Annotated in this window: 18 protein-coding genes; 6 read left to right on the top strand and 12 right to left on the bottom strand. The window is 50.8% G+C overall.

Annotated elements, in window-relative coordinates; all coding sequences use genetic code 11:
- Positions 1 to 2 precede the first annotated feature (2 nt).
- The 4 genes from D4L85_RS08680 to recG form a co-directional block, all read right to left on the bottom strand.
- Positions 3 to 518 (bottom strand): DinB family protein, encoded by a 516-nt coding sequence (locus D4L85_RS08680; protein ID WP_119753951.1) that lies wholly within the window; start codon positions 516 to 518, stop codon positions 3 to 5.
- A 31-nt stretch (positions 519 to 549) separates the two neighbouring features.
- The gene (locus D4L85_RS08675; protein WP_119753950.1) at positions 550 to 3,219 is read right to left on the bottom strand and encodes a PAS domain S-box protein; all 2,670 of its coding nucleotides are present in this window, start codon (positions 3,217 to 3,219) and stop codon (positions 550 to 552) included.
- Positions 3,220 to 3,411: 192 nt separating this feature from the next.
- Positions 3,412 to 6,063: a triple tyrosine motif-containing protein gene (locus D4L85_RS08670; protein WP_160143613.1), complete on the bottom strand. Its 2,652-nt coding sequence runs from the start codon at positions 6,061 to 6,063 to the stop codon at positions 3,412 to 3,414.
- 185 nt (positions 6,064 to 6,248) lie between these two features.
- Entirely contained in the window at positions 6,249 to 8,342 is a 2,094-nt protein-coding gene (gene recG / locus D4L85_RS08665; protein WP_119753948.1) for an ATP-dependent DNA helicase RecG, read from the bottom strand.
- 146 nt (positions 8,343 to 8,488) lie between these two features.
- On the opposite strand from recG, the gene D4L85_RS08660 reads away from it, so the two are divergent.
- Positions 8,489 to 8,755 (top strand): hypothetical protein, encoded by a 267-nt coding sequence (locus D4L85_RS08660; RefSeq protein ID WP_119753947.1) that lies wholly within the window; start codon positions 8,489 to 8,491, stop codon positions 8,753 to 8,755.
- On the opposite strand, the gene D4L85_RS08655 is transcribed toward D4L85_RS08660, so the two are convergent.
- Both D4L85_RS08655 and D4L85_RS08650 read right to left on the bottom strand, forming a co-directional pair.
- Complete coding sequence (locus tag D4L85_RS08655) at positions 8,752 to 9,144, bottom strand: VOC family protein (protein WP_119753946.1); 393 nt, start codon at positions 9,142 to 9,144, stop codon at positions 8,752 to 8,754. The two genes, D4L85_RS08660 and D4L85_RS08655, sit on opposite strands and share 4 nt — an antisense overlap.
- Positions 9,141 to 10,088, bottom strand: a complete 948-nt coding sequence (locus D4L85_RS08650; RefSeq protein WP_119753945.1) for an NAD(P)H-dependent flavin oxidoreductase — start codon at positions 10,086 to 10,088, stop codon at positions 9,141 to 9,143. Before D4L85_RS08650 ends, D4L85_RS08655 begins: the two co-directional genes overlap by 4 nt.
- Before the next feature lie 349 nt (positions 10,089 to 10,437).
- Here D4L85_RS08650 and D4L85_RS08645 point away from each other — a divergent pair, with 349 nt between their 5' ends.
- From D4L85_RS08645 to D4L85_RS08635, 3 genes are all read left to right on the top strand, one after another.
- Positions 10,438 to 10,908 carry a TlpA disulfide reductase family protein gene (locus D4L85_RS08645; RefSeq protein WP_228450826.1) on the top strand — a complete coding sequence of 157 codons (471 nt, stop codon included), beginning with the start codon at positions 10,438 to 10,440 and terminating at the stop codon, positions 10,906 to 10,908.
- A 17-nt stretch (positions 10,909 to 10,925) separates the two neighbouring features.
- Positions 10,926 to 11,537 carry a thioredoxin family protein gene (locus tag D4L85_RS08640; protein WP_228450825.1) on the top strand — a complete coding sequence of 204 codons (612 nt, stop codon included), beginning with the start codon at positions 10,926 to 10,928 and terminating at the stop codon, positions 11,535 to 11,537.
- A gap of 272 nt (positions 11,538 to 11,809) precedes the next feature.
- Entirely contained in the window at positions 11,810 to 12,193 is a 384-nt protein-coding gene (locus tag D4L85_RS08635; RefSeq protein ID WP_119753943.1) for a hypothetical protein, read from the top strand.
- Between the two features lie 4 nt (positions 12,194 to 12,197).
- Here D4L85_RS08635 and D4L85_RS08630 read toward each other — a convergent pair whose 3' ends face one another.
- From D4L85_RS08630 to D4L85_RS08610, 5 genes are all read right to left on the bottom strand, one after another.
- Positions 12,198 to 12,497 (bottom strand): hypothetical protein, encoded by a 300-nt coding sequence (locus D4L85_RS08630; RefSeq protein WP_119753942.1) that lies wholly within the window; start codon positions 12,495 to 12,497, stop codon positions 12,198 to 12,200.
- Between the two features lie 233 nt (positions 12,498 to 12,730).
- Complete coding sequence (locus D4L85_RS08625; protein WP_119753941.1) at positions 12,731 to 14,533, bottom strand: acyl-CoA dehydrogenase family protein; 1,803 nt, start codon at positions 14,531 to 14,533, stop codon at positions 12,731 to 12,733.
- Positions 14,534 to 14,567: 34 nt separating this feature from the next.
- Positions 14,568 to 15,743: a thiolase family protein gene (locus D4L85_RS08620; protein ID WP_119753940.1), complete on the bottom strand. Its 1,176-nt coding sequence runs from the start codon at positions 15,741 to 15,743 to the stop codon at positions 14,568 to 14,570.
- Between the two features lies 1 nt (position 15,744).
- The gene (locus D4L85_RS08615; RefSeq protein WP_119753939.1) at positions 15,745 to 18,144 is read right to left on the bottom strand and encodes a 3-hydroxyacyl-CoA dehydrogenase/enoyl-CoA hydratase family protein; all 2,400 of its coding nucleotides are present in this window, start codon (positions 18,142 to 18,144) and stop codon (positions 15,745 to 15,747) included.
- 68 nt (positions 18,145 to 18,212) lie between these two features.
- Positions 18,213 to 18,659: a MarR family winged helix-turn-helix transcriptional regulator gene (locus tag D4L85_RS08610; protein WP_119753938.1), complete on the bottom strand. Its 447-nt coding sequence runs from the start codon at positions 18,657 to 18,659 to the stop codon at positions 18,213 to 18,215.
- A gap of 235 nt (positions 18,660 to 18,894) precedes the next feature.
- Here D4L85_RS08610 and D4L85_RS08605 point away from each other — a divergent pair, with 235 nt between their 5' ends.
- Positions 18,895 to 21,033, top strand: a complete 2,139-nt coding sequence (locus D4L85_RS08605; RefSeq protein ID WP_228450824.1) for a DUF5916 domain-containing protein — start codon at positions 18,895 to 18,897, stop codon at positions 21,031 to 21,033.
- Positions 21,034 to 21,094: 61 nt separating this feature from the next.
- Positions 21,095 to 21,565, top strand: coding sequence for an MOSC domain-containing protein (locus tag D4L85_RS08600; RefSeq protein ID WP_119753936.1), 471 nt, complete (start codon positions 21,095 to 21,097; stop codon positions 21,563 to 21,565).
- Between the two features lie 7 nt (positions 21,566 to 21,572).
- On the opposite strand, the gene D4L85_RS08595 is transcribed toward D4L85_RS08600, so the two are convergent.
- The gene (locus tag D4L85_RS08595; protein ID WP_119753935.1) at positions 21,573 to 23,012 is read right to left on the bottom strand and encodes a M20 family peptidase; all 1,440 of its coding nucleotides are present in this window, start codon (positions 23,010 to 23,012) and stop codon (positions 21,573 to 21,575) included.
- Between the last annotated feature and the right edge of the window lie 113 nt (positions 23,013 to 23,125).

The following is a 23,125-nucleotide window of genomic DNA, read 5'->3' as shown; positions in this document are numbered from 1 at the left end:
CGCTATTTGGCCAGGTATCGTTCCGTGAGAACTTTCCGGTGATGGGTTTCGTGCCCGGAAATAATATAGCCCAACGTCAACACGCTCATGGGCATGTTACTCGCTGTGCCTTTGCGATCCAGCATAGCCGGTGTGAAGTTTGCAAACAGATCGAGGGTGGTTTGACGCAGCGTTTCCATTTCCCGGATCAGGCTGGCCAAGGTGCGGGCGGCGGCATTCGCTTCGGGAGCGTAGCTGTTCTCGTCAAATCCGGGCAGGGCTGTGCTGTCGTTGCGCGCAAAACGAAGAGCACGGTAGGCGAAGATCCGCTCGGCATCCATCATGTGGCAAAGCATTTCCTTGATGGTCCATTTGCCTTCGGCATAGGCATAAGCGCCCTTTTCTTCGGGGAGCGATCGTATGATCGAAAGAAATTTCACGTTGGAGTCTTTCAAGGCCTCCAGCATGTCCTGGTCTTTCACATTTTCAACGTAATGTTTGAAGGCTGTCGGAACAGCTTGCAGGTCGGGTTTTGTCATACGGTCAAAAATAAGGAAGAATACACATTTTTCATGCGGGCATGTTCGGTAAAGTGATCTTGATCCGTGTGCCCCTGCCATACTCACTTTTCATGTCGATGGTGCCCCCCAATTTTTCGATGGCCTGCTTCACAATATACATGCCCAGACCCGAGCCCTGCGACCGGTCCGTAGCCCGGTAAAACATGTTGAAGATCTTGGTCAGATGTTCAGGCTTTATGCCTATACCATTGTCCTGAAAATCGATCCGGGCCTGGGTAGTCGTCATTTCCATTTTTATGGTCAGAAAACTCTCCGCTTCCGGATTGAAATATTTATAGGCATTGGAAATAATGTTGCTGAAAATGATGTTCACGCGCAGCGGATCGCTGCGGAATGAAGCGTCGCCTTTCGCCTGTACGGTGATGCGCACGGCCTTGAAATTGTCGAGATATTCCAACTCGCGAATACAGTTTTGAGCTACGGCCTTCAGGTCAATGTTCTCCGGCACCATCTCCACGCGGTTCACCCGCGCATAGTCCAGCATGGAACGGATAAATTCATCAAGCTTTTTGATACGCCCCTCGATTTTGCTCAGATAGTTGTCGCGGCTGGCTTCGTCTTTGTCCAGGTTAGCCAGATTCACCAGGCCCATGATAGACGCCAGTGGCGAGCGCAGGTCGTGCGAGGTCTTGTACATGAGCTGGTCCAATTCAAAGTTGCGCTCCGAGAGTTCTTCCAAGGTAGCCTTCAATTCTTCTTCCTGAGCGGCCAGTTGGAAATTTTGTTGCATCAGCTCTTCATTCAAGGTCTTGAGTTGCGCTTCGATTCGTTTTCGTTCCGTCACATCCCGGGCAAAAACCGCTACCCCTGAAATGTTCTTGTCGTTGTCATAAATGGGGTTGAATGAGCTTTCCCACATGGTTTTGTCCGGCATGGCGCCTTCGGAGGAGAACTGTTCGCCTTTCATGGCCCGGATAAGATTGCGCCGCAGCCCTTTGCTGATGTCGGGCGACGCCTTCATGATCTCCAGCAGGTTGTCGCCCACCTTCAGGTCCTTGTTGAGCATGCGTTTCACGGCCTCGGCATGCGAGCGGTTGAAGACGAGGTACCGGTATTTTTTGTCAACCGCCAATATCCGGTCGGCCGTGCTTTCAATGACCCCCTGCATGTTGGCGTGTATGGATTGAATAATGCCTTCAAACCGTTTGCGTTCCGTTATGTCCTTCACAAAAACGGCCACGCCTCTCACCTTTCCGTTCTCATCGCGAATGGGATTGTAAGTCGTTTGGATGTAGCCCTTGTATTTTGGATAATGGAGATAGTGCTCGGACATAAAGATCGTGCCCTTCATCGCTTTCATGATCTCCTCTTTGATCCACGGAGTATCGGAGGAACCTTTCAGTTGTTTGATCTTGTCGGAACCCACTTTGATATCGGCCCCATACAGCAACTTCATGATCCGTTTATGATTGTCATTGAAAGCGAGGTAGCAAAAATGGTTGTCAACCGCATAGATGGATTCGCGGGTGCTTTCCATAATGCCTTGCAAATTGGCGTTAAGCTGATTTATTTTTTGCTGCACCCGGTTCGCGACCGTAATGTCGGAGATAAAGCCGATGATAAATTTCTCGCCCTTCTCGCTCACGTAACGCGACTTCACCGTGAGCAAATCGCGCACGCCTTCTTTGGCCGACGTGAGGCGCTCCTGGTTGACGGTCGTCTTGCCCGTCTTTAGCACTTGATTGTCGATGTCCCAAAAAACCTTGGCTTCGGCTTTCGGGAGGAAATCGCGGTCGGTCTTGCCAATGATCTCCTTTTCGGGCCGGCCGATCAGGTTTCCGAATTCCTCATTCATCATCACCCAACGGTGGCGGTCATCTTTCACAAAGAGCGGGGCCGCTACGGTGTCGATCACGTTCCTTAAAAAATTTCGCGACTCGATGAGATCCGCTTCTGCCTTCTTCTCGCGGGTGACGTCGCGCAGGGTGCCCACGAGGTGGTCGTCCTTGCCTTCATGATGCAGCAAGTTCACATTGAGAACGCCCAGGAATTCCTCGCCGTTCTTGCGGCGAAAAATAGCCTCCACATTTTTGAGGGTACCCGTTTGCTTTAATTGTTTCTGTATTTTTTTCTGTTGCGCTTCGTCGGCATACAATTGCCGCGGAGCGAGCTTCATCATTTCCTCAGGCTTTGCATAGCCCATGATCCTTAGAAAGGCATCGTTCACGTAGATGAGCCGCTGGCCTACGATGCCCATAAAAATTCCTTCCGAGACATTCCGGTTGATGGTGAGCAACAGCTCCTGGCTTTGACGGATAGCCTCCTCTGCATTTTTCTTTTCCGAAACGTCGCGAAAGTTAGAGACCACCCCGCGGATGTCGGGCAAATGCGCGAAGTTGGTGAGCGTTGACTCGGCCCAGAAGTAGTGGCCTTTCTTGTGCCGGAGGCGTTCCTGAATCGTGATGCTTTTGCCCGGCCTCGCCAACAGATCCACAAAAGCTTGCGTGGCCTCCTTCACATCTTCGGGGTGAACAAATTCTTTCCCCGATCTTCCGAGTAGTTCGGCTTCCTTATAGCCCACGATCTTTCGCACGCTGGAGGAAGCAAATTTAATTTTGCCCTTTAGATCGTACACAACAATGCCTTCGTGGGCATTTTCGATCAGTGCCTTAGAGCTCTGGGTGGTTAGCTCACCGGTATGTTTTGGCTTTGGTTTCATGCCAGCACTTGCCTAACGGACATCAACGTTCCTGAACTGTAACATCCCCTGGCGATCGGGGAAATCCGCCGTGTTGGCGTTTGAAAAAACCCGGCCTTCGCGGGCGTTGCATGGCATCGGTACAGGCTCCGACAAAGAAAGATCAAAACATCTCATAGACGTTGACGGTTGTGGTCCCTGAAATTACCAAAATTAATTCTCTTCTTGCTTCTCCTCTACCGCCACGGGAGGCTTAGGTGACACAAAACGATGAAGGGCCGTCTGGGCGCCCAACGATCTCAGCATAAGCTTCCGGAGGTATCCCTCTACCGGCAAAATAAGAAAGGCCACCAGCACTTGCACAAAGAAATCTTTCACGGGGCTGGTCCTCGTTTCGAACGTCTCCCCTATGGCCGTCTGGATAAATTGAATCAACAAGATAATAGTAAGCAACGACAGGATCCGGCTGATGAACCGGTAGCGTGTACTTAACCGGAACGACAACAGCACCAAGGAAGCAAACAAAGCGAATTCCATCGCATAGAACCATGGCCGTTTCCAATAGGGGGGCAATACCTCGAACTTCACCGGCGGCAGGTCCTGCACCTTTCCAAAAATATCCTTCGCCTGTGCCATCAGGGTGTATTCGCCTGCAGGCAGGTAGGGAAAGTCAACGATGTTATAGCTGCTGGACCATTCCGACCAACCCTTCTCCAATCCAAAAAGTTGGTAGCGGTATTCCACCGACTCTGAGCCCAGGTAGTCGGGCTGAACGATCTCAAAAGAGACCGAGCTCTTTTCCTGGTCCAGCTCCATCAAGCCCGCCCGCGAAACCTTTCGGTTATCGTTGCGAACCGACTTTAGCAAAAGGGGGTAACCGGGCTCGTAGGGCGTGAATTTCTCGCCAAAGAATTTATAAAGCTCATTGTTTCCGGTGATGAGCCACAGGTTGTCGGACGTTTGGTCGGACGCTATAAAACGGAGGTCGCTAAACAGGTTGAGCAGGTCCAGGTTGCTCTGGCCGGGATGCTGCCCAAACAAATTCCAACGGTGTGCATCGCGAAACCAAATGTCGTTGTCGCTGGCAAAATACCGGAGGGGTTTGGCCAAGGTATCGATCGGCACAAAGGTCTGGCGACTTCGGTCGTATTTGAAAAATCCCTGCGAGTTGATGGCCACTACTTCATTCTTCCGAAAGATGCCGGCTGTACCGTCGAAGTTCGGATTGTTCACGGGGATGGACTGAATCGTTTTGATCTGTTGGTTTTCAATCTCCACCCGGTGCACCTGGTCCAGGCCGCACAGCCAAAATTCATGCTCGGCACCTTTAAAAATATGGATCACCGGCTCGTCCAGCGGGTTCAGTATGCTCGAAGTCTGCCACCCTTCCTCGCCCAACACCATCGTCCGGATCTCGTCTTTATAGGTTGAGATGAAAAGCATTTTTTCATCGGCCGCATTAAAAACGGAGCGCACGGGCTCCTCCACGAGGGGCCAGGCCTGAAGACCGGTCACTTCGTAGGCGCCTCCTAAACCGGCAGCCACCAGATGATCGCCCACCTGCTCCAGGCTGGTGATCTTGGCGTCGATGCCCGCCACTTTTTTATACACGTAATGGGCACTGCGAAGTACTTTCTCGACTTTTTTTATCCGCTGATAAGAAGGCTTTGCCGCCGGGTTGGTGTTGGCCGGTGACGTCGCCTCGGGTTCAACGGGCGTCACGGCCACATCGGCCTTGCCTTCGGTGGTTGGCTTGGACTCCACTCTTTTCCGCTTCAGGAACCACAGGAAGCCCTTTTTCTTGGATTGCGCCTCGGCCACCGGGGGTTTTGTTTCTTCGGCAGGCGGTGATGCCAACGGCGGGGCAGCTTCTTTTTTAACTTCCTTTTTTGCCGGTTTCAGAACATAATCGTAATGAATGACCTCTTCAAACACTTCCTCCTTTTGCAGGGCGTACAATCCGAGCGACGTGCCCACATACACCTGGTCTCCCAAGGAAAGGGCACACAACAAGTTGCCCTGCAATCCATCATAGTGACTAAACGACCGGAACGGCAAATAAGGCGACACCCGGGTAAACCCATATTCATGGGCCAACCAAATGCTCTGACTCTTGTCATTCATCAGTGCATAGACTTCGTTGTCGGGCAGCCCCGTGGAATAGTTGATGATCTCTTGCGTTTTTCCCGAAGCCGCATGGATAAAGATCAATCCTCCGCGCAAGGTGCCCAGGACCAGCAAGTCCCGATTCACCCACGAGCCGCTCACCACCACACTCGCCGTGATATAGGGCTGATCTTCCAGCACCATTTCGCGCGGCCTGAGGTCTTCCCCACAGAGATACAATTTGTTGTTGGCCAACCCGACGATATACATGTTTTGATAGGCCGAGGAAAACAAAATTTCATCCTCATTCGAAAAGCCCAAGGTGGTCGCCACCAGATGATCGCCATCTGCCTTCAAAATGCCTTGACCGGTGTTAAGGTAAATGGAGCCGAAGAGCTCCGTCATACCCGTAAATGATCCGCTCAGCGTGGTGGCCGGTAGGCGTATGGGTTTCGTTTCCTCTTTATGCATATACAAGGCCACGTCGGTGAGAAAGTAGACCTTGTCTTTTACCACCAGGCACTGGTATACATCCTTCACCTCGGGCCGCGACCAGGTTTTCAGTTGCAGAAATCCTTTATCATCGGCCTCCAGCTTGCCGTAGCCGTCGGCGCCGGCCCAGTACATGTCGCCGGCGGCGTCTATTTGAAGAGAGTATATGGCGCCTTTGCCGGGAATAAGATTCCAATTGCGGCCGTCAAACTCCAGCACGCCGCTGCGCGTGGCGAAGTACATGATGCCTTGTTCCGTTTGCACCATGGCAAAACAAACGTTGTCATACTTTTTTTCCGAAGGAGAAAAGTGCGAGAGGAAGTAGTTTCCGGTTTGTCCGAAGAGATTAAAAAAACCGGCAAGTAAAAAAGTTAAAAAAAAATAACGCATGGGTCCAGGCTGCAGCCAAAGTTAGCGAAAGCCGCGGGTCAAAGCAAAACGACCTGGCCCGACTAACTGATGCGACTCCAGTTCATGGCCGAAGGTCTCCGGGATTCTATTTGCGTTTTCACAACGCTGTGTTCCGGTTTCTCCAATTCCGGGTCATCCTTCAACAGCTTGATGGCCTCTTCGCGGGCCGTTTGCAGCAGCGGGCCGTCTTTGCCCAGATCGGCGATAAGCAAATCCAGCACGCCACTTTGCTGCGTACCCATCAGGTCGCCGGGACCGCGCAGCTTCAGATCGGTTTCGGCGATGTCGAAACCGTTGTTGGTCTTCACCATGGTTTGCAGGCGCACTTTGGAATCGGCGCTCAGTTTCACATCCGTCATCAGGATGCAATACGATTGTTCCGCTCCACGGCCCACCCTCCCCCGCAGCTGGTGCAGCTGTGAGAGCCCAAAACGTTCGGCATTCTCGATCACCATCACCGACGCATTGGGAACATCCACCCCCACCTCGATCACCGTGGTGGCCACCATCATTTTTGTTTCACCGCTGGCAAAGCGTTTCATCTCATAGTCCTTGGCCTCCGGCTTCATCTTGCCGTGAAGAATGCTGACGGCATAGTCCGGGAAGGCGCGGCTCACACTTTCATAGCCATCCATGAGGTGTTTCAGATCCAGCTTTTCCGATTCCTCGATCAGCGGATATACAATATAGACTTGGCGCCCGGCTTCCACCTGGTCGCGGAGAAATTGGTTTACCTGCAACCGGTGGGCATCGAACTTGTGGATGGTCTTAATGGGTTTTCGCCCCGCGGGCAATTCATCGATCACCGAAATATCCAGGTCTCCATACAACGTCATGGCCAGTGTACGCGGAATTGGTGTGGCGGTCATCACCAACACATGGGGATATACCGATTCATTTTTCTGCCACAATTTCGATCGTTGCGCCACACCAAAACGATGCTGCTCATCCACGATCGACAAGCCCAGGTTTCGAAATTGCACTTCTTCTTCCAATAAGGCGTGTGTGCCGATGAGTATTTTTAATTCCCCGCTTTGCAGGGCTTCGTGAATTTTCTTGCGCTCGGCCTTCTTGGTCGAACCGGTAAGCAACGCTAGGGGTATGCTCATTTTGTCGGCATAGCGCTGCAAGCCTTTGTAATGTTGCTGCGCCAGGATCTCGGTCGGCGCCATCAATGCACATTGGGCGCCGGAGCTAACCGCCACCAGCATACAAATGAAACCCACGATGGTCTTGCCGCTGCCCACATCGCCTTGCAGCAGGCGGTTCATTTGCTGGCCCGATTTCAGATCGGCATAAATTTCCTTGATCACTTTCTTCTGCGCGTTGGTCAGCGGAAAAGGAAGATGCTCGTGATAAAACTTCGTTAGCAAGGTGGCGTCCTGAAACACCTGTCCCCTCATCTTTTCCTGGCGGATGAGCTTCATCTTCAACAACCGCAGTTGAACATAGAAGAGCTCTTCAAATTTCAAACGTTGCCGGGCCTGGGCCAGCAGCTCGTGGCTTTTTGGGAAATGGATATTGAGCAGTGCCTCTTTCTTCGGGATGAGGTGGTTGGCTTTTTGAATGCTCACGGGTAAGGTCTCGCGTATCCGATTCTCCGCCAACGTGAGCAGTTGTTGCATGATCCGCGACAAGGTCTTGCTGTCGATCTTCCGGGTTCTTAGCTTTTCCGACAAGGGATAGACCGGGTGAAGAAATCCGCCGTTCTCGTTGCTGACCGTCAACGGCTCCACTTCCGGGTGGGCAATACTAAAGAAGTTGCCAAAGCGCGCGGGTTTGCCAAAGGCTACATACGCTGCCCCGGGCTTTAGTTTGTCGTTTATCCAATTGATACCCTGGAACCATACCAACTCCATCTCTCCACTATCGTCTGCGAAGTAACCTACCAACCGTTTTTTAAATCCGGCGCCCACCAACTCTTTGCCTTTCAACACACCCTTGATTTGAACAAAGGGCATATCTTCGTTCAGCTCTTTTATGGTATAAAATTTTGTTCGGTCCTCATATCGAAAGGGATAATGTTGAATGAGGTCGCCATAGGTAAAGATCTGCAGCTCTTTGTTGAGCATCGCAGCACGTTGAGGACCCACTCCTTTCAGGTATTCAATAGACGTATCAAAAAATCCGGTCATGGAGTAAAATAGGTCGTTGGACAAAAATTCAAAATATAATGACTTGAAACATGCCCCCTCTGAATTTTTTCTGTATTAAATTCGCATCTCGATTAAACTAATGGTTACTAAAACTGTTTAAGTGTCATCAAAGGATCGTGCAGGCTATGAAAGTTAAATCGACAATTTACAAGGGGATAGAGTATGTTCAGATCAATACCCTTCCCAAAGAGCAAATGGACTCGTTAATGAAAACGATCAACCGTGAGCTTTTGATAAAGATACTGATCGACGACAAATTGGTGGGCAATTGCCTCCAATTCAAAGACTATGAATCTTGGTTCGACCTGGTGTACAGCTCCAACAAACCAAGCGCTACAAAAGCAGTCAAAGAAAGGGAAAAGACGCTCGAAGCCGAGGCGGTAAGCCTTTAGTCCCAAATGCCCGCATCGGGCAGCACTTCTAAAATGTTTCCTGCAGGGTCGTGAAAGTAAAACGATTCCCGACCACTGCTCCAGATCACCTCGTCGATGAGGGTGATCCCTTTTCCTTTGATCTCTGCTTTCGTCCGTTCATAGTCGTCTTTCGGCACTTCAAAGGCAAAGTGCTGCTGTCCTCCACCATAGTGAGGCGGTGGGCTCTTTTTTGTTTTTGAATCATCGGGGTTGAAACACAACAACACGGAATCTCCGGCGCGGAGAAAGAGATGCTTGCCCGGCAGATAGCTGATAACAGGGAGGCCCAACACGTCGTGATAAAAATTCCTGGCCTCTTCCAGGTCGTGCACATAAAGACACGTTTCCTTGATCTTGACAATATTCATGGGCAGAGCGATTTTTTGAGTAAACCATATTCCTCCCAAACACTCTTCACGATCTCGGCGGCCGTTTCAATTTTCTTTAGCGCGGCGCTCACCTGGCCGATCTCCAATTCACCCTCGTCCAGATCGCCTTCAAAGATACCGGTTTTCGAACGGCGCTTTCCCAAAAGTCCGTCCAGCTCTTCTTTCGAAGCGCCCCGCCATTCGGCCTCCTGCACTTTCAGGTAGAATTTATTTTTGATCAAACGCACCGGTGTAAGCTGCTTCAGTGTCACCACCGTGTCGCCCTCGTTGCTCTGGATGATCCTTTGTTTAAAATTTTCATGGGCCGAGGATTCCACGCTCACGGCAAAACGGCTTCCGATCTGCACACCCTCCGCCCCCAGCACCTCGGCCGCCAGCATGGTCCGTCCCGACCCAATGCCCCCGGCGGCAATCAGCGGAATAGAAATAGCGTCGCGAACCAGGGGGATGAGCACCAGTGTGGTGGTCTCTTCTCGGCCGTTGTGACCGCCGGCCTCAAAACCTTCCGCCACCACGGCATCGACTCCGGCTTGCTGCGCCTTGAGGGCAAATTTCACGCTCGACACAACGTGCACGACCGTGATGCCCCGCTCTTTCAAAAAAGCAGTCCATAAACCAGGGTTCCCGGCAGACGTGAAGACGATGCGCACTTTTTCCTCCACAATGATGGCCATGATCCGGTCCATCTCCGGGTAGAGCAGGGGCACGTTGACTCCAAACGGGCGGTCCGTGGCTTGCTTGCATTTTTGGATATGCTCCTGCAAGATCTCCGGGCGCATCGACCCGGCACCGATAATGCCCAGTCCTCCGGCATTGCTCACCGCCGAGGCGAGGCGCCAGCCACTGCACCACACCATGCCGGCCTGGATGATAGGGTATTGAATGTTGAAAAGTTTGGTAACCCGGTTTGAAAAGTCCTTCATATTTGGTGTGAAAAAATGTGAATCGGATACATAATTTTTGCTAGGCCATTGAATATCTGAAAATTAGAAATAACCCGTGTTGCACCACTCGCTTTTTTAGGGCCTTTAAGTTGTCCACAAAGAATTGATTAACAATATCCATCGTAAATTGCTGTCCATCAATAGTTTAATCGTTAATAATCAGGTAATGTGGATAAGTGAAGTTTTTTGTGGAAATCTTTTTGTCTCCTTTTTGTTGATTTCTAAGTACCTGAATTCTAATGTTTTTCTATATTTTCCACCCAAAATATTACACGGGTTTCTGGTCACATTTTTGCAACCACTCCCCGGTAATCCAGTTCATAACAACATGAGAAAACCCCTCGTCCTGCTTTGCCTTCTCGTTGCCTCGGCGGCCTCGGCCCAACAGGCAAATGTGATAAAATTCGACAAACTCCAGGCTCTGATCGACTCCAAAAGCGACCAGGTTCAGGTCATCAACTTCTGGGCCACCTGGTGTGCCCCCTGCGTGAAGGAACTCCCCCTACTGGAAAAACTCAACGCGACCAACGACCCTACCGTGAAGGTCACGCTCATCAACCTCGACTTTGCCGACAAACTCGAGAAAGTCAACGCCTTCATCGCCCGCAAAAACATGAAGACCGATGTCTTGTTGCTGGACGAGATCGACTACAATACCTGGATCGACAAGGTGGATAAATCGTGGGGCGGCGCTATCCCGGCCACCCTTATCATCAACCCCAAAAACGGTCGTCGAAAATTCCTGGACAAAGAGTTACAGGAAGGCGATCTTGAAAAGCTTATTGCAGAAGTAAAATAAAGAAACCCACGTTCCCTATGAAAACGAAAATGAAATTCTGGGTGATGCTGATCTGCGCAAGTGTCTTGTTTGCCGGTAGCACCACGTCCTATCAGCTCGGCGACAGCGTATCGGATTTCAAACTGAAAAATGTTGATGGCAAAATGGTATCGCTCTCCGACTATAAAAGCGGCAAGGGCGTGATCGTTATTTTCGATTGCAACACCTGCCCCTACTCGCGCGCCTACAACGACCGCATTATCGGCCTCAACAGAAAATATGCAACGCAAGGTTTTCCGGTAGTAGCCATCAACCCCAACGACCCTGCACAGTCGCCCGGCGACTCGTTTGATGAAATGGCAGCCGTTGCAAAAAAGAAGCACTATGATTTCCCCTACCTTCAAGACATTTCACAAGAAGTAGCCCGCGCGTTCGGCGCTTCCAACACACCCCATGTTTTCGTTTTGAAAAAAGAGGGCACAGATTTCAAAGTAGCCTACATCGGCACCATCGACAACAACACACGCGATGCCGCCGCGGCCGACAAGAAATACGTTGAAGAAGCTGTGAATGCCCTGTTAGAAAACAAACCTGTTGCAACACCGAAAACAAAGGCTATCGGCTGCGGTATTCGGTGGAAGAATTCTTGAGTTTTTAAACTCATCCACGGAGTCCACAATAGGATTTCACAAGGGTCGCCAAAATTTTGAGCGACCTTTTTTGTTTTTCAAGACGTCGCCAGCGACATTCTTCGCCAACGCATCGCGCCACACGCCTCCTATTTTTTCTAATTCCCTGAAATCCGGTCAATTTATCGCCTGCTTAAAAAGTTTCATTTTATGAGCTAAATAAAAAATATTTCGTGTTCGGTTTGCACTAACGGTGGCACGGACCTTGCGTTTAATATAGAAAGGATACGATCATGAGAAGGTTGGTTTTGTTGTTCCTGCTGGCGTCGGCATCTTCGGCGTTGGCATATGATTCGGGTATAGCCGTTCAAACAGAAAAAGGAACCACCATGCAGGTGTACGTGAACGGAAAGCTCTATAATAAACAACCCGGAAAGTTTGTACGCGTGCGCAGCGCACCTGGTCTCTTCCACCTGGAAGTGAAAGTTCTCAATCCCTGGAACAAGCAATGGTACCTGGTGCGAAAAGACATTCGCGTCGACAAGGGTTTTGAGTTTCAGTATAAGGTTGTGTTTGTGAACAAAACGAGACCGGAGCTTCGGAAAGTAAATCAATACCCGGTGTACTCGCGGTATTTTTTAAACCCGAGCTTGTACAACAAGCATCCCATAACATAGACCCTCAGATTTTTCGCGACCGGCTGATCAACACGATGATGATGGCAATGAGCACGATGGTGAACGTGTGTGCATGAAAGAATCCAAAGGGCCAGTGCCAGTTGAAGCCCCAGTTAAAGAGGCCGCCGATCAATCCTCCGATCGCGGCACCGATGGCTCCAATCACGCCGCCGATGATCCCGATGACGCCACCAATCAAACCGGCGATCAGACCCAAAAGCCCACCCGCTATGCCCACCCAGATGGGAAAAGTGAATACGATCAATAAAACAACGATAACGGTGGTGGTGCTTCGCGATTCCATAGGTTTGAATTTGCTGAAGGCATACCAAAAATAATGCAATGATATAAAACCCGCATTTGGGCCTTAATTTGGCCCTTTTTTGGTTTTTCTGAACGCAAAATTGTTGAGAATTGAACAGCCGTTTTTGCAAATATGAACAGTGGCCCGTTTGTGGTTTTTGAACGAGGAGCCATAAAAAAACGCAAAGCTTGCACGTCGGCAAACTTTGCGTTTTCGATAAGTCGGAAGGCTCCTTAGAAGGGGTACTCGCCCTTCGCGATGGCATAGTCCGCCACTTTTCTACGAGCTTGCTTCAGGTTATAAGGGTCCACTTTCGTAAATCGTTTCAATCCCATCAGCATCAAACGCTGCTCATCTCCTTCCGCGAACGAAGTGATCGCCTGGCGACCGCATGACGCTACCCTTTCGACGGCATAATGCAGGTAGATAAGCGCCATCTCCTTCTGGATTTCACACGCTGCCTCTCCTTTCAGACCGATAAGTTTTTCCACGCGAAGCAAGGTCGACTCTGCGGCGTAGGCTTCGATGAGCATGTCGGCCAGGTTCATCAACACTTCTTGTTCGTCGGACAGCTTCATCATAAATTTCTGAACGGCTGCGCCCGCCACCATCAAACCGGCCTTCTTCAGGTTGGCCAACACCTTCTTTTCTTTTACAAACAATCCTTCTTCTTCGCTGGCGCCAAAATCGGGAATGGCCATCAATTCTTTTTGCACCGCCATCGCGGGATTCATCAGATCGATGGAGCCCTTCATGGCGCGCTTCATCAGCATGTCGATGGTGAGCATGCGGTTGATCTCGTTCGTGCCTTCGAAAATACGGTTGATGCGCGCATCGCGGTAGGCGCGGTCCATCGGGCCCTCGGCCGAGAAACCCATACCGCCATAGATCTGCACGCCTTCATCCACCACAAAGTCGAGCACCTCGGAGCCGTGCACTTTCAGGATGGCACACTCGATGGCAAACTCTTCCAACGATTTCAATTTTGCTTTTGCAGGATCCATTCCTCCAGCCACCAATGCGTTGTAGGTATCGTCGATGTTCTGACCAGCGCGATAGCATGCCGACTCGCTGACAAAAACCTTCGTCACCATTTCGGCGATCTTGTGTTTGATGGCTCCGAAGTTGGCAATCGCAGTTCCAAATTGTTTCCGTTCCTTGGCATAGTTCACGGCCGTGCTGATGGTCTTCTTGCTGCCACCAACTGCCGCCACCCCTAATTTGATCCGGCCCACATTCAAAATGTTTACCGCGATCTTAAAACCGTTTTCTCTTTCCGATAAAAGATTTTCCACGGGCACTTTGCAGTCGTTGAAAAAGATCTGCCGTGTCGACGATCCCTTGATGCCCATTTTGTGTTCCTCTTCGTTCATGGTGATGCCACCAAAAGCTTTCTCCACGATAAAGGCCGAGAGGTTTTTATCGTTGTCGATCTTGGCGAACACGATATACACATCGGCAAACCCACCGTTGGTGATCCACATCTTCTGCCCGTTGATGACATAATGTTTGCCATCGGCGCTCAGCACGGCCTTCGTTTTTCCAGAGTTTGCATCGGAGCCTGAATCGGGTTCGGTCAAACAGTAGGCCGCCTTGTATTCGCCGGTGGCCAGCTTCGGCAAATATTTTTTCTTCTGCTCTTCGTTTCCGTAATACACGATCGGCAGGGTACCGATCCCGGTATGCGCCGAAAGGGCCACCGCCACCGAGTGACCTCCACCGATCACTTCGGCCACCAGCATGGTGGTGTTGAAGTCCATCCCAAATCCGCCATACTCGGTCGGCACCGACGTTCCCAGCAGGCCTAACTCACCGGCCTTGTCCAGCAGGGTGGGCATGAGCTTGGGGTCTTTCTGGGAATCAATTTCGTCCAGGCGGTTGAAGACTTCCTTGGTGAGGAAGTCTTTGCATTGCTGCTGGATCATTTGTTGTTCTTCACTGTATTCTTCAGGGATGAAGATCTCATTTGCCTGCGATTCGCGGATCAGGAATTCGCCGCCTTTGATTGCGTGTTTTGTTTCCGTGGTGGTAGCCATAAAACTTTCTTTAACATTGATTCTTGAGATTCGTTTAATTCAATAGTTCATAAATGCCGGCCACGCCTTGTCCGCCGCCGACACACGCCGTGACGAGTCCGTATTTTCCTTTTCTCCGTTGCAGCTCTTTCAACAACGTCAACGACAAGCGCGCACCCGAGCTGCCCAGCGGGTGGCCCAACGCGATGGCCCCGCCATTCACGTTTATTTTTGAGGGATCCATATTCAATTCCCGGATCACCGCCAGCGATTGTGCGGCAAACGCTTCATTCAATTCGATCAAATCGATATCCTGAAGTTTCAATCCCGCCCGCTGAAGCGCCTTCGGAACTGCGGCCACCGGACCGATGCCCATGATGCGCGGATCCACGCCGGCCACTGCATAGCTCACCATCCGTGCGATGGGTTTCAGGTTCAGCTGTTTCACCAATTTTTCGGACATCACCACGGCAAACGCCGCACCATCATTTGTGGGTGATGAGTTTCCGGCAGTTACAGAGCCCCCTAAAGCAAATACGGGCTTCAGTTTTGCCAGTACATCGATCGATGTTTCAGGGCGCGGTCCTTCATCGGTATCGACCACGGCTTCCTTCATTTTTTTCTTTCCGGATTCATCCACAAAAATTTCTCTAGTGGCGATGGGGTGGATCTCCTCTTTGAACTTTCCTTCCTTCTGCGCCTGGATGGCTTTCATGTGCGACTCATACGCAAACTTGTCCTGGTCTTCACGCGAGATCTTATATTGCTTCGATATCTCTTCCGCCGTGAGACCCATGCTGGTGTAATAGGTTGGATGGTCTTTGGCAATGGTATAATTCAACGCCGTCTTCCAGCCCATCACCGGCACCAGCGACATGGATTCGGCGCCGCCGGCAATAATGCAATCGGCCATACCCGCCTTAATGGTTGCCGATGCCAGGTGGATGGCCTCCACGCCAGACCCACAATAGCGGTTGATCACCATACCGGCATTGTCGATGCCCAGGGCCGTGAGCGCAATCATTCTTCCCATTTGCATACCCTGCTCAGCTTCCTGCACGGCGTTTCCCACAATCAGGTCGTCGACCATTTTATTTTCCAGCCCGGGCACGGACTGCACAAGGGCTTTGATCAGATCGGTGGCGAAATCGTCGGGGCGTGTAAAGCGAAAGCCTCCTTTTTTCGCACGGGTGTTTGCTGTTCTTTTGGCAGCTACGATATAGGCGTCCATATTAGTTTCTTAAAGGTTTTCCTCCCGTTAATATTGATTGAATTCTTTCCAGTGTTTTCTTTTCTCCCGTCAGGGAAACAAAAGCTTCGCGTTCCAGGTCCAACAAGTATTGTTCGCTCACTTCCTGAGGTGAGGTGAGATCGCCGCCGCACATGACGTTGGCAATTTTCAGGGCGATCTTCTGGTCGTGATCCGAAATATAATTTCCCATGCGCATGCCTTGCACGCCGGCCATAAACAACGCCTGGCCTGCACGTCCCTGCACTTTGATGTTTTTTGCGGGCACCGGCATGGTGTAGCCGGCATCATACAATTCCAACACGGCCGCCTTGCCATCCAGCAGCTGGCGGTCTTTGTTCACCGAGATCCTATCCACGCTCCGAAGCACACCCATCTCGCGCGCCTCTTCGGCCGACAACGCCACTTTTGCCGTGGCAATGTTCATGAAGGCGTTTTGCAAGGCATTCAATTCCACGTCGCCTTCTTCCAGGGCGTCGCTCACGCGTTTGGTAAATTCTTTTGTTCCGCCACCACCGGGGATCAGGCCCACACCCACTTCCACAAGACCGATATAGGTTTCGGCAGCGGCCTGCGCGATGTCGGCGTGCATGGTCATTTCGCAACCCCCTCCCAGCGTGCGGCCTTGCGGGCAAACAACAACCGGAACGGAAGAGTATCGGATGCGCATCACCGAGTTTTGGAATTGCCGCACCATAAAGTCGATCTCGTCATACTCCTGCTCAATGGCATACATAAACACCAGGCCAAGGTTGGCACCCAATGAGAAGTCGGGTCCCTGGTGGCCGATGACCAGTCCTTTGTAATTTTTTTCCGCCAGGTCGAGGGCTTTGTTCAAGCCTTCGATCACAGAGCTTCCCAGCGTATAGCTCTTGCTGCTCCAGGAAAAGTCGATCACCCCATCGCCCAGGTCCGTAACTTTTGACTCGGCGTTTTTCCAAACGACACTTTCCTTCAGGTTTTCGAGAATGATGAATTCTTCCTTGCCGGGAATGATCTTGTACGATTTGCTGGGAATGTCGTAATACTTGCGCTGACCGTTCTCGACTTTGTAGAACGATTTGTTTCCAGCTGCGAGCATTTCCTTCACCCAGGGATTGGGTTTGCTGCCGGTCGCTTCCATATCGGCAACCGCTTTCTCCACGCCCACGGCATCCCACGTTTCAAAAGGACCGAGCTCCCATCCAAAACCCGCGCACACCGCGTCATCGATTTTGTAAAGCTCGTCGGCAATTTCAGGAATGCGGTTCGATGCATATTGGAACAACCCGTAGAACGAATCGCGATAAAACTCTCCTGCTTTGTCCTTGCCCGCCAGCAAAACTTTGAAACGGTCTTTCAGATTGTCGATCGTCTTCGTGGTTTCGAGTGTGGCAAACTTTGCTTTGGCTTTTGTTTTATACTCGAGCGTTTTGAGGTCCAGCGTCAGGATCTCGGTTTCACCTTTGGCATTTTTTGTTTTTTTATAAAAACCTTGACCGGTTTTGTCGCCCAGCCATTTGTTCTGCTCCATCTTCAGCACCACATCGGGCAACTTGAAATACTGACGGCCTTCGTCGTTGGGCAAGCCGTTGTATAAGTTGCCGCTCACTTTGATCAACGTATCCAACCCCACCAGGTCGGAGGTTCTGAACGTAGCCGACTTGGGCCGGCCAATGACCGGACCGGTAAGTTTATCCACCTCATCAATATTCAGATCGAGCTTGCTCATAGCGTCCACCACTTTCATGATGGAGAACACGCCCACGCGGTTTGCAATAAATGCCGGCGTATCTTTACAGAGCACAGTTGTTTTTCCAAGAAAAAGATCGCCATAGTGCATTAAGAACTGAACGATCTCCGGATCGGTATGCGGAGTAGGAATAATCTCTAGAAGTTTGAGATAACGGGGCGGATTGAAAAAGTGTGTCCCGCAGAAATGTTTTTTAAAGTCGTCGCTTCTCCCTTCGGCCATCAGGTGAATGGGGATGCCCGACGTGTTGGAGGTGATGAGCGTGCCCGGCTTGCGATGCTTCTCCACCTCGTCATACATTTTTTTCTTGATCTCCAGATTTTCGACCACCACCTCGATCGTCCAATCAAAATCTTTGATGCGCGCGAGGTCGTCGGTGAAATTGCCTAGCGAGACGCGTGAAATAAATTTCTTGCTGTAGATAGGCCCTGGGTTGGATTTTATCGATCGGTCAAACGAAGTCTGAACGATTCTGTTTTTCACTACCCGGCTATCCAGCGACAACCCCTTTGCCTTCTCCTCGTCGGTAAGGTCTTTGGGCGCCATGTCCAGGAGAAGAACCTGGCAGCCGATGTTGGCAAAATGACATGCAATGGCGGATCCCATTACACCGGAACCCAAAACAGCAACTTTGCGAATTGATCGTTTCATGTTATCTATTTCTTATTTTCAGTGGTTTGAAATTACAGTATAGAGGGTCATCTTCTGTTATCCCGGTTTTAAACTTTCTGCATTTCCGCCATGCCTGCACTAGCCAACTGGTTGATTTCGTTCATCACTTCAAAAAAGATTTTCAGTTTGCTTTCCGGCACCAGCTCGCGCACTTTGTTGTTGAACACCAATACCGTTTCGCGCGAAACTTCTTTTTTGCGTTTTCCCAGCGCGGTCAAAAAAATTCTAACAGAACGTTTGTCCAGCGGATCAGGCTCGCGGTAGATCAGCTTTTTTTCTTCCATGGTCTTCAGCATGCGCGTCAGGCTGCGGGCTTCGAGACCCATCAGCGGGGCGATCTTCGTGGCGGGGGTTCCTTGATCGGAGTGAATATTGAGTAGAACAAATCCAATAGATGTTGTAATATCGTGCTTACTGGCCTGCTGATTGTACATTCTGGAAATGGCATGCCAGGCAGCTTTGATGTTGTGATCTACGGTTTCTTCTCTCCGCATACGTTTTCAGGAAGTGGAAACGAAGGTAATAAAATTTGTTATGCATGCATACTATTTCATAAAATAGTTTACAAATCTCCGAAAAGGCCCTTTGCAGCCTCCGGGTGGCCTTTTTCGTACTTTGCAAAAATTTTTTCAGGCTTTGTTATCCGTCCATCCGATATCGCTTTGCCCATTTGATTTCAGAGTGTGAAATTGCTTTGTGCGACACCCCCTTATCACCCTTTTTTGCCTTTTGAGCGTTTCTCTTTGGGCCCAGAAAAAAAACGAGTCCTATCAGCTAAACCTTCACCGGGCATCCTCCCCCATTAAGATCGATGGCATCCTGGATGAAGAAACCTGGCGCAAGGCCGAAGTGGCTACTGATTTCTACATGGTGCTCCCCATGGACACCAGCGCGGCCCGCGTGAGAACGGAAGTCCGCATGAGCTACGACGATGAGCATCTCTACTTGATCGCCACCTGTTTTCATTTGCTTCCCGGAAGATATTTTGTGGAGTCGCTGCGCCGTGATTTCACGTTTGGCAAAAACGACAACTTCCTGCTGTTCATGGACACGTTCGAGGACCAAACCAACGGCTTCTCGTTTGGCGCCAACGCCGCCGGCGCGCAGTGGGATGGCATTATGTATGAAGGCGGAAAGGTTGACCTGAGCTGGGATAACAAATGGACTTCCGTCGTCACCAAAGACGATGACAAGTGGGTGTTTGAAGCGGCCATTCCGTTCAAGTCGATCCGCTATAAAAAAGGCATTACCCAATGGGGTATCAATTTCAGCAGGCTCGATTTGAAGACCACGGAAAAATCCAGCTGGGCGCCCGTGCCCCGTCAGTTCCCCACGGCGTCGCTGGCCTACACCGGCACGCTGAACTGGGATGAAGCGCCTCCCCAGGTAGGTCCGAACATTTCGCTGATTCCTTATGCCCTTGGCGGCGGCAGTAAAAATTTTACGGACGGCACATCCACGACCTATAAAAAAGAAATCGGGATGGACGCAAAAGTGGCCGTCACCTCTTCGCTCAATCTCGACCTCACCGTAAATCCCGACTTTTCGCAGGTGGATGTCGACCGGCAGGTAACGAACCTCGATCGCTATGAACTCTTCTTCCCCGAGCGCCGGCAATTCTTTCTGGAAAATGGCGACCTTTTTGCCAATTTCGGGTACGCCAACATCCGGCCATTTTTTTCGCGGCGCATCGGATTGAACGTTCCCATTCAATACGGCGCCCGCTTCAGCGGCAAAATAAATAAGAACTGGCGCGTCGGTGCCATGGACATGCAAACCTCCGACGTGGAAAGCCAGAACCTGCCCCGGCAGAATTTCGCTGTGATGGCTTTGCAGCGGCGGGTTTTCTCCCGCTCCAACATCGGGATGATCTTCATCAACAAACAGTCGCTCAACTACGAACCGTCCGACGATCCCGCGGTGCCGGTATACTCTCAATACAATCGCAACATCGGGTTGGAGTACAATCTTGCGTCGTCCAACAACGTATGGACCGGAAAAATCCTGGGGTTAAAATCCTTCAGTCCGGATAAAAAGGATAAGGATTTCACGCACGCCGCCAACCTGCAATATTCGACACGCCGTTGGTTGTTGAGCTGGCAGCACGAAGTGGTGGGCGCAAATTATAATCCGGAGGTGGGCTATGTGCCCCGCCGCAATTATGTCAAGATAAATCCCATCGCGCAGTATTTATTTTTCCCCAAAGGAAAATTGATCTTAAGTCATGGACCAAAAATTACGTCGACCTTCTTCTACAACCCTTCCTTCAAACAAACCGACAATGAAAGTATCCTTTCGTATGCGATCACTTTCCGCAAACAAAGCGTACTGAATGTCTACGGCATGCACGACTATGTGCAATTGCTGCTGCCTTTTGATCCAACAAATTCCGGCATGGATTCCCTCAGCGTTGGCACCCGGCACTGGTGGAATTCGGTTGGCGCCGATTTCACCTCGATGCCCCAGAGTATTTTTACCTATGCGCTCTCCACGCGCTATGGCGGATATTATGCCAACGGAACGCGTTTCAATATTGGCGGCGAGGTGGGCTATCGGTTTCAACCCTACATGAGTCTTTTGGTGACCTTCAACTATAACGACCTCCGGCTGCCACAACCCTGGGGAGAAACCAAGTTCTGGCTGGTCGGCCCGAAGTTGGACGTGACCATGACGAACAAGCTTTTTTTCACGGCCTATGCACAGTACAACCAACAGTTAAAAAATGTGAACCTCAACACCCGGCTCCAATGGCGCTATAAACCTGCATCGGATCTCTTCATCGTTTACACGGACAATTACTTTCCGGAAAATTTTGTTGTGAAAACGCGGGCGCTCGTGGTCAAGCTCACCTATTGGTGGAACATTTGATCCGGGCTCATTTTCAAATTCGCTGAACTTCCCCTCGACCATTACGGTTAAATTTCGAGAGATGGAACTACAAGAACTTCAAAACGGTTTTGCCAAACCAGGCCACGTCGTCTACATCAGTGTGCGGCCTCAGCGCCGCGAGCCCGTCAAAGTGCTCGACCAGGTCATCGCGGTCGAAGCTCACGGGCTTGAGGGCGATCGCTACAAAAATCCGGGAACACGTCAAGTCACCTTCATTCAAGCCGAACACCTGAGAGACATGGCATCCTTCCTGGGTCGCGCCGCTGTGGAACCGGAATTAACGCGCAGAAATATCGTGGTCGAAGGCATCAATTTGTTGGCGTTGAAAGGAAAACAATTTTCCATCGGCGAAGCCGTGTTTCAATATTCGGGAGAATGTCACCCCTGTTCGCGGATGGAAGAAAATTTAGGGACGGGCGGATACAACGCCATGCGCGGTCACGGCGGCATCACGGCAAAAGTAATTCAAGGAGGATTGATCAAGACCGGCGATGAAGTGATCGCGATTTGATTTTTTTTTATTGACGGATCAATTGTTCATAGAACCAGAGGGTCTGCTGGTAGCTTTCTAAACTCACGCGCTCGTCGATACCATGAAAACCGATTGGGTCGGTCATGGGACTGAACTTGATGATGTTCGTCGACACCTCTCCGAAATGGCGCGAGTCCGTTCCCCCGATCATAAGAAATGGCGTCGTGACCGTTCCGGCAAAGGTTTTTTTAACGGTTTCATCAACGCGTTTATAACCAAAGCCGTCTTCCGGTGAAGTCGCCGAGGGTTCGGCCGAGAATTCTTTTGACACGGCAATCGACACCCGGTCGTCATGAACGATCTTTTTTATTTCGGCAATCACTTTTTCCGAGCCGTCACCCTGCAGCAACCGGAAGTTTATCGTGACGGTGGCTTTGGTGGGTACCACATTGTCTTTCATGCCGGCGTTGAAAATGGTGGGCACGGCAGTCGTCCGTACTACCGCATTTCCTCCGGGACTTTTTTCATAGATCCCGATGACCACGCTTTTGAAGAGCCACGTGTTGGCAAACACTATTTTTTCGGGATAGGGCATCTCGGGACCTACGTGATTCATAAAACCGACCGTCGCCGGTGCAAAATTGGCCGGGAAGGGGTGTTGCCGGATGTTCACCACGGCTTTGGCCAGGATATCGAGCGCTGTTTCTTGTTCGGGCATGGAGGAGTGCCCCCCATTTTTATCCACCGAAAGCAAGAGTGTCAGATATCCTTTTTCGGCGGTGCCGATCAGGGCAACCGGTTTGGTCATGCCCGGCACTTTTTCGCGGGTAACGATCCCACCTTCGTCCAGCACCATTTCGGCAGAAATGCCGCGCTGTTTTAAGGCGGCGGCGATAGCCACTGCTCCCGTCCCGCCACGTTCTTCGTCGTGGCCCAGCGCAAAATAGATACTCCGTTCGGGCTGGTAGTTCTCTTTCAGAAGTTTTTCGATGGTTTCAAAAATGCCGATCACATTGATCTTGTTGTCGGCCGAGCCCCGGCCCCAGATAAAGCCGTCTTTCACATCGCCAGAAAAGGGTTCGACGGTCCAGTTGCCTTTTGAGGCCTCTTCGATGGGAACCACATCCTGGTGCGCCATCAGCACAATGGGTTTCAGGGTTGGGTTTTTTCCTTTCCAAAAATAAAGCAGGCTGTATCTTTTTATTTTTTCACGAACCAGGTTTGCGTGCACGGCCGGGTAGGTCTTTTCCAAAAACCGGTGAAATCCGAAGAACTGGGCCGTGTCCAGCAATGCTGAATCATTGAACGAAATGGTTCTATAGCGAATGGCTTCCTGCAGGTGCTCCAACGCCGCGGGCGGAACGGCTGGAGCCGGCAGGGCAGCAATGGGGAGCTGTTTTGAGTTGAACGTTACGGCATTGAATACGAGGACGGCGACCAAAACGGCGATCAATGCCAGAATAACCAGGAAGATACGCTTTACCATAATTCTTCCTAAGATATAAAAATTAGCGCGCTAGCCCGGTAACTGGCTTTCCTTTTAAAATTTCCGATTTACGCCAACGCCTTTTCAAAACGGCAATCCGGGCGATCTTCAAA

This window comes from Chryseolinea soli (assembly GCF_003589925.1).
Lineage (GTDB): Bacteria > Bacteroidota > Bacteroidia > Cytophagales > Cyclobacteriaceae > Chryseolinea > Chryseolinea soli.
Note: the sequence above shows the minus strand (reverse complement) of the source record. Positions and strands in the feature narration are given on the sequence as shown.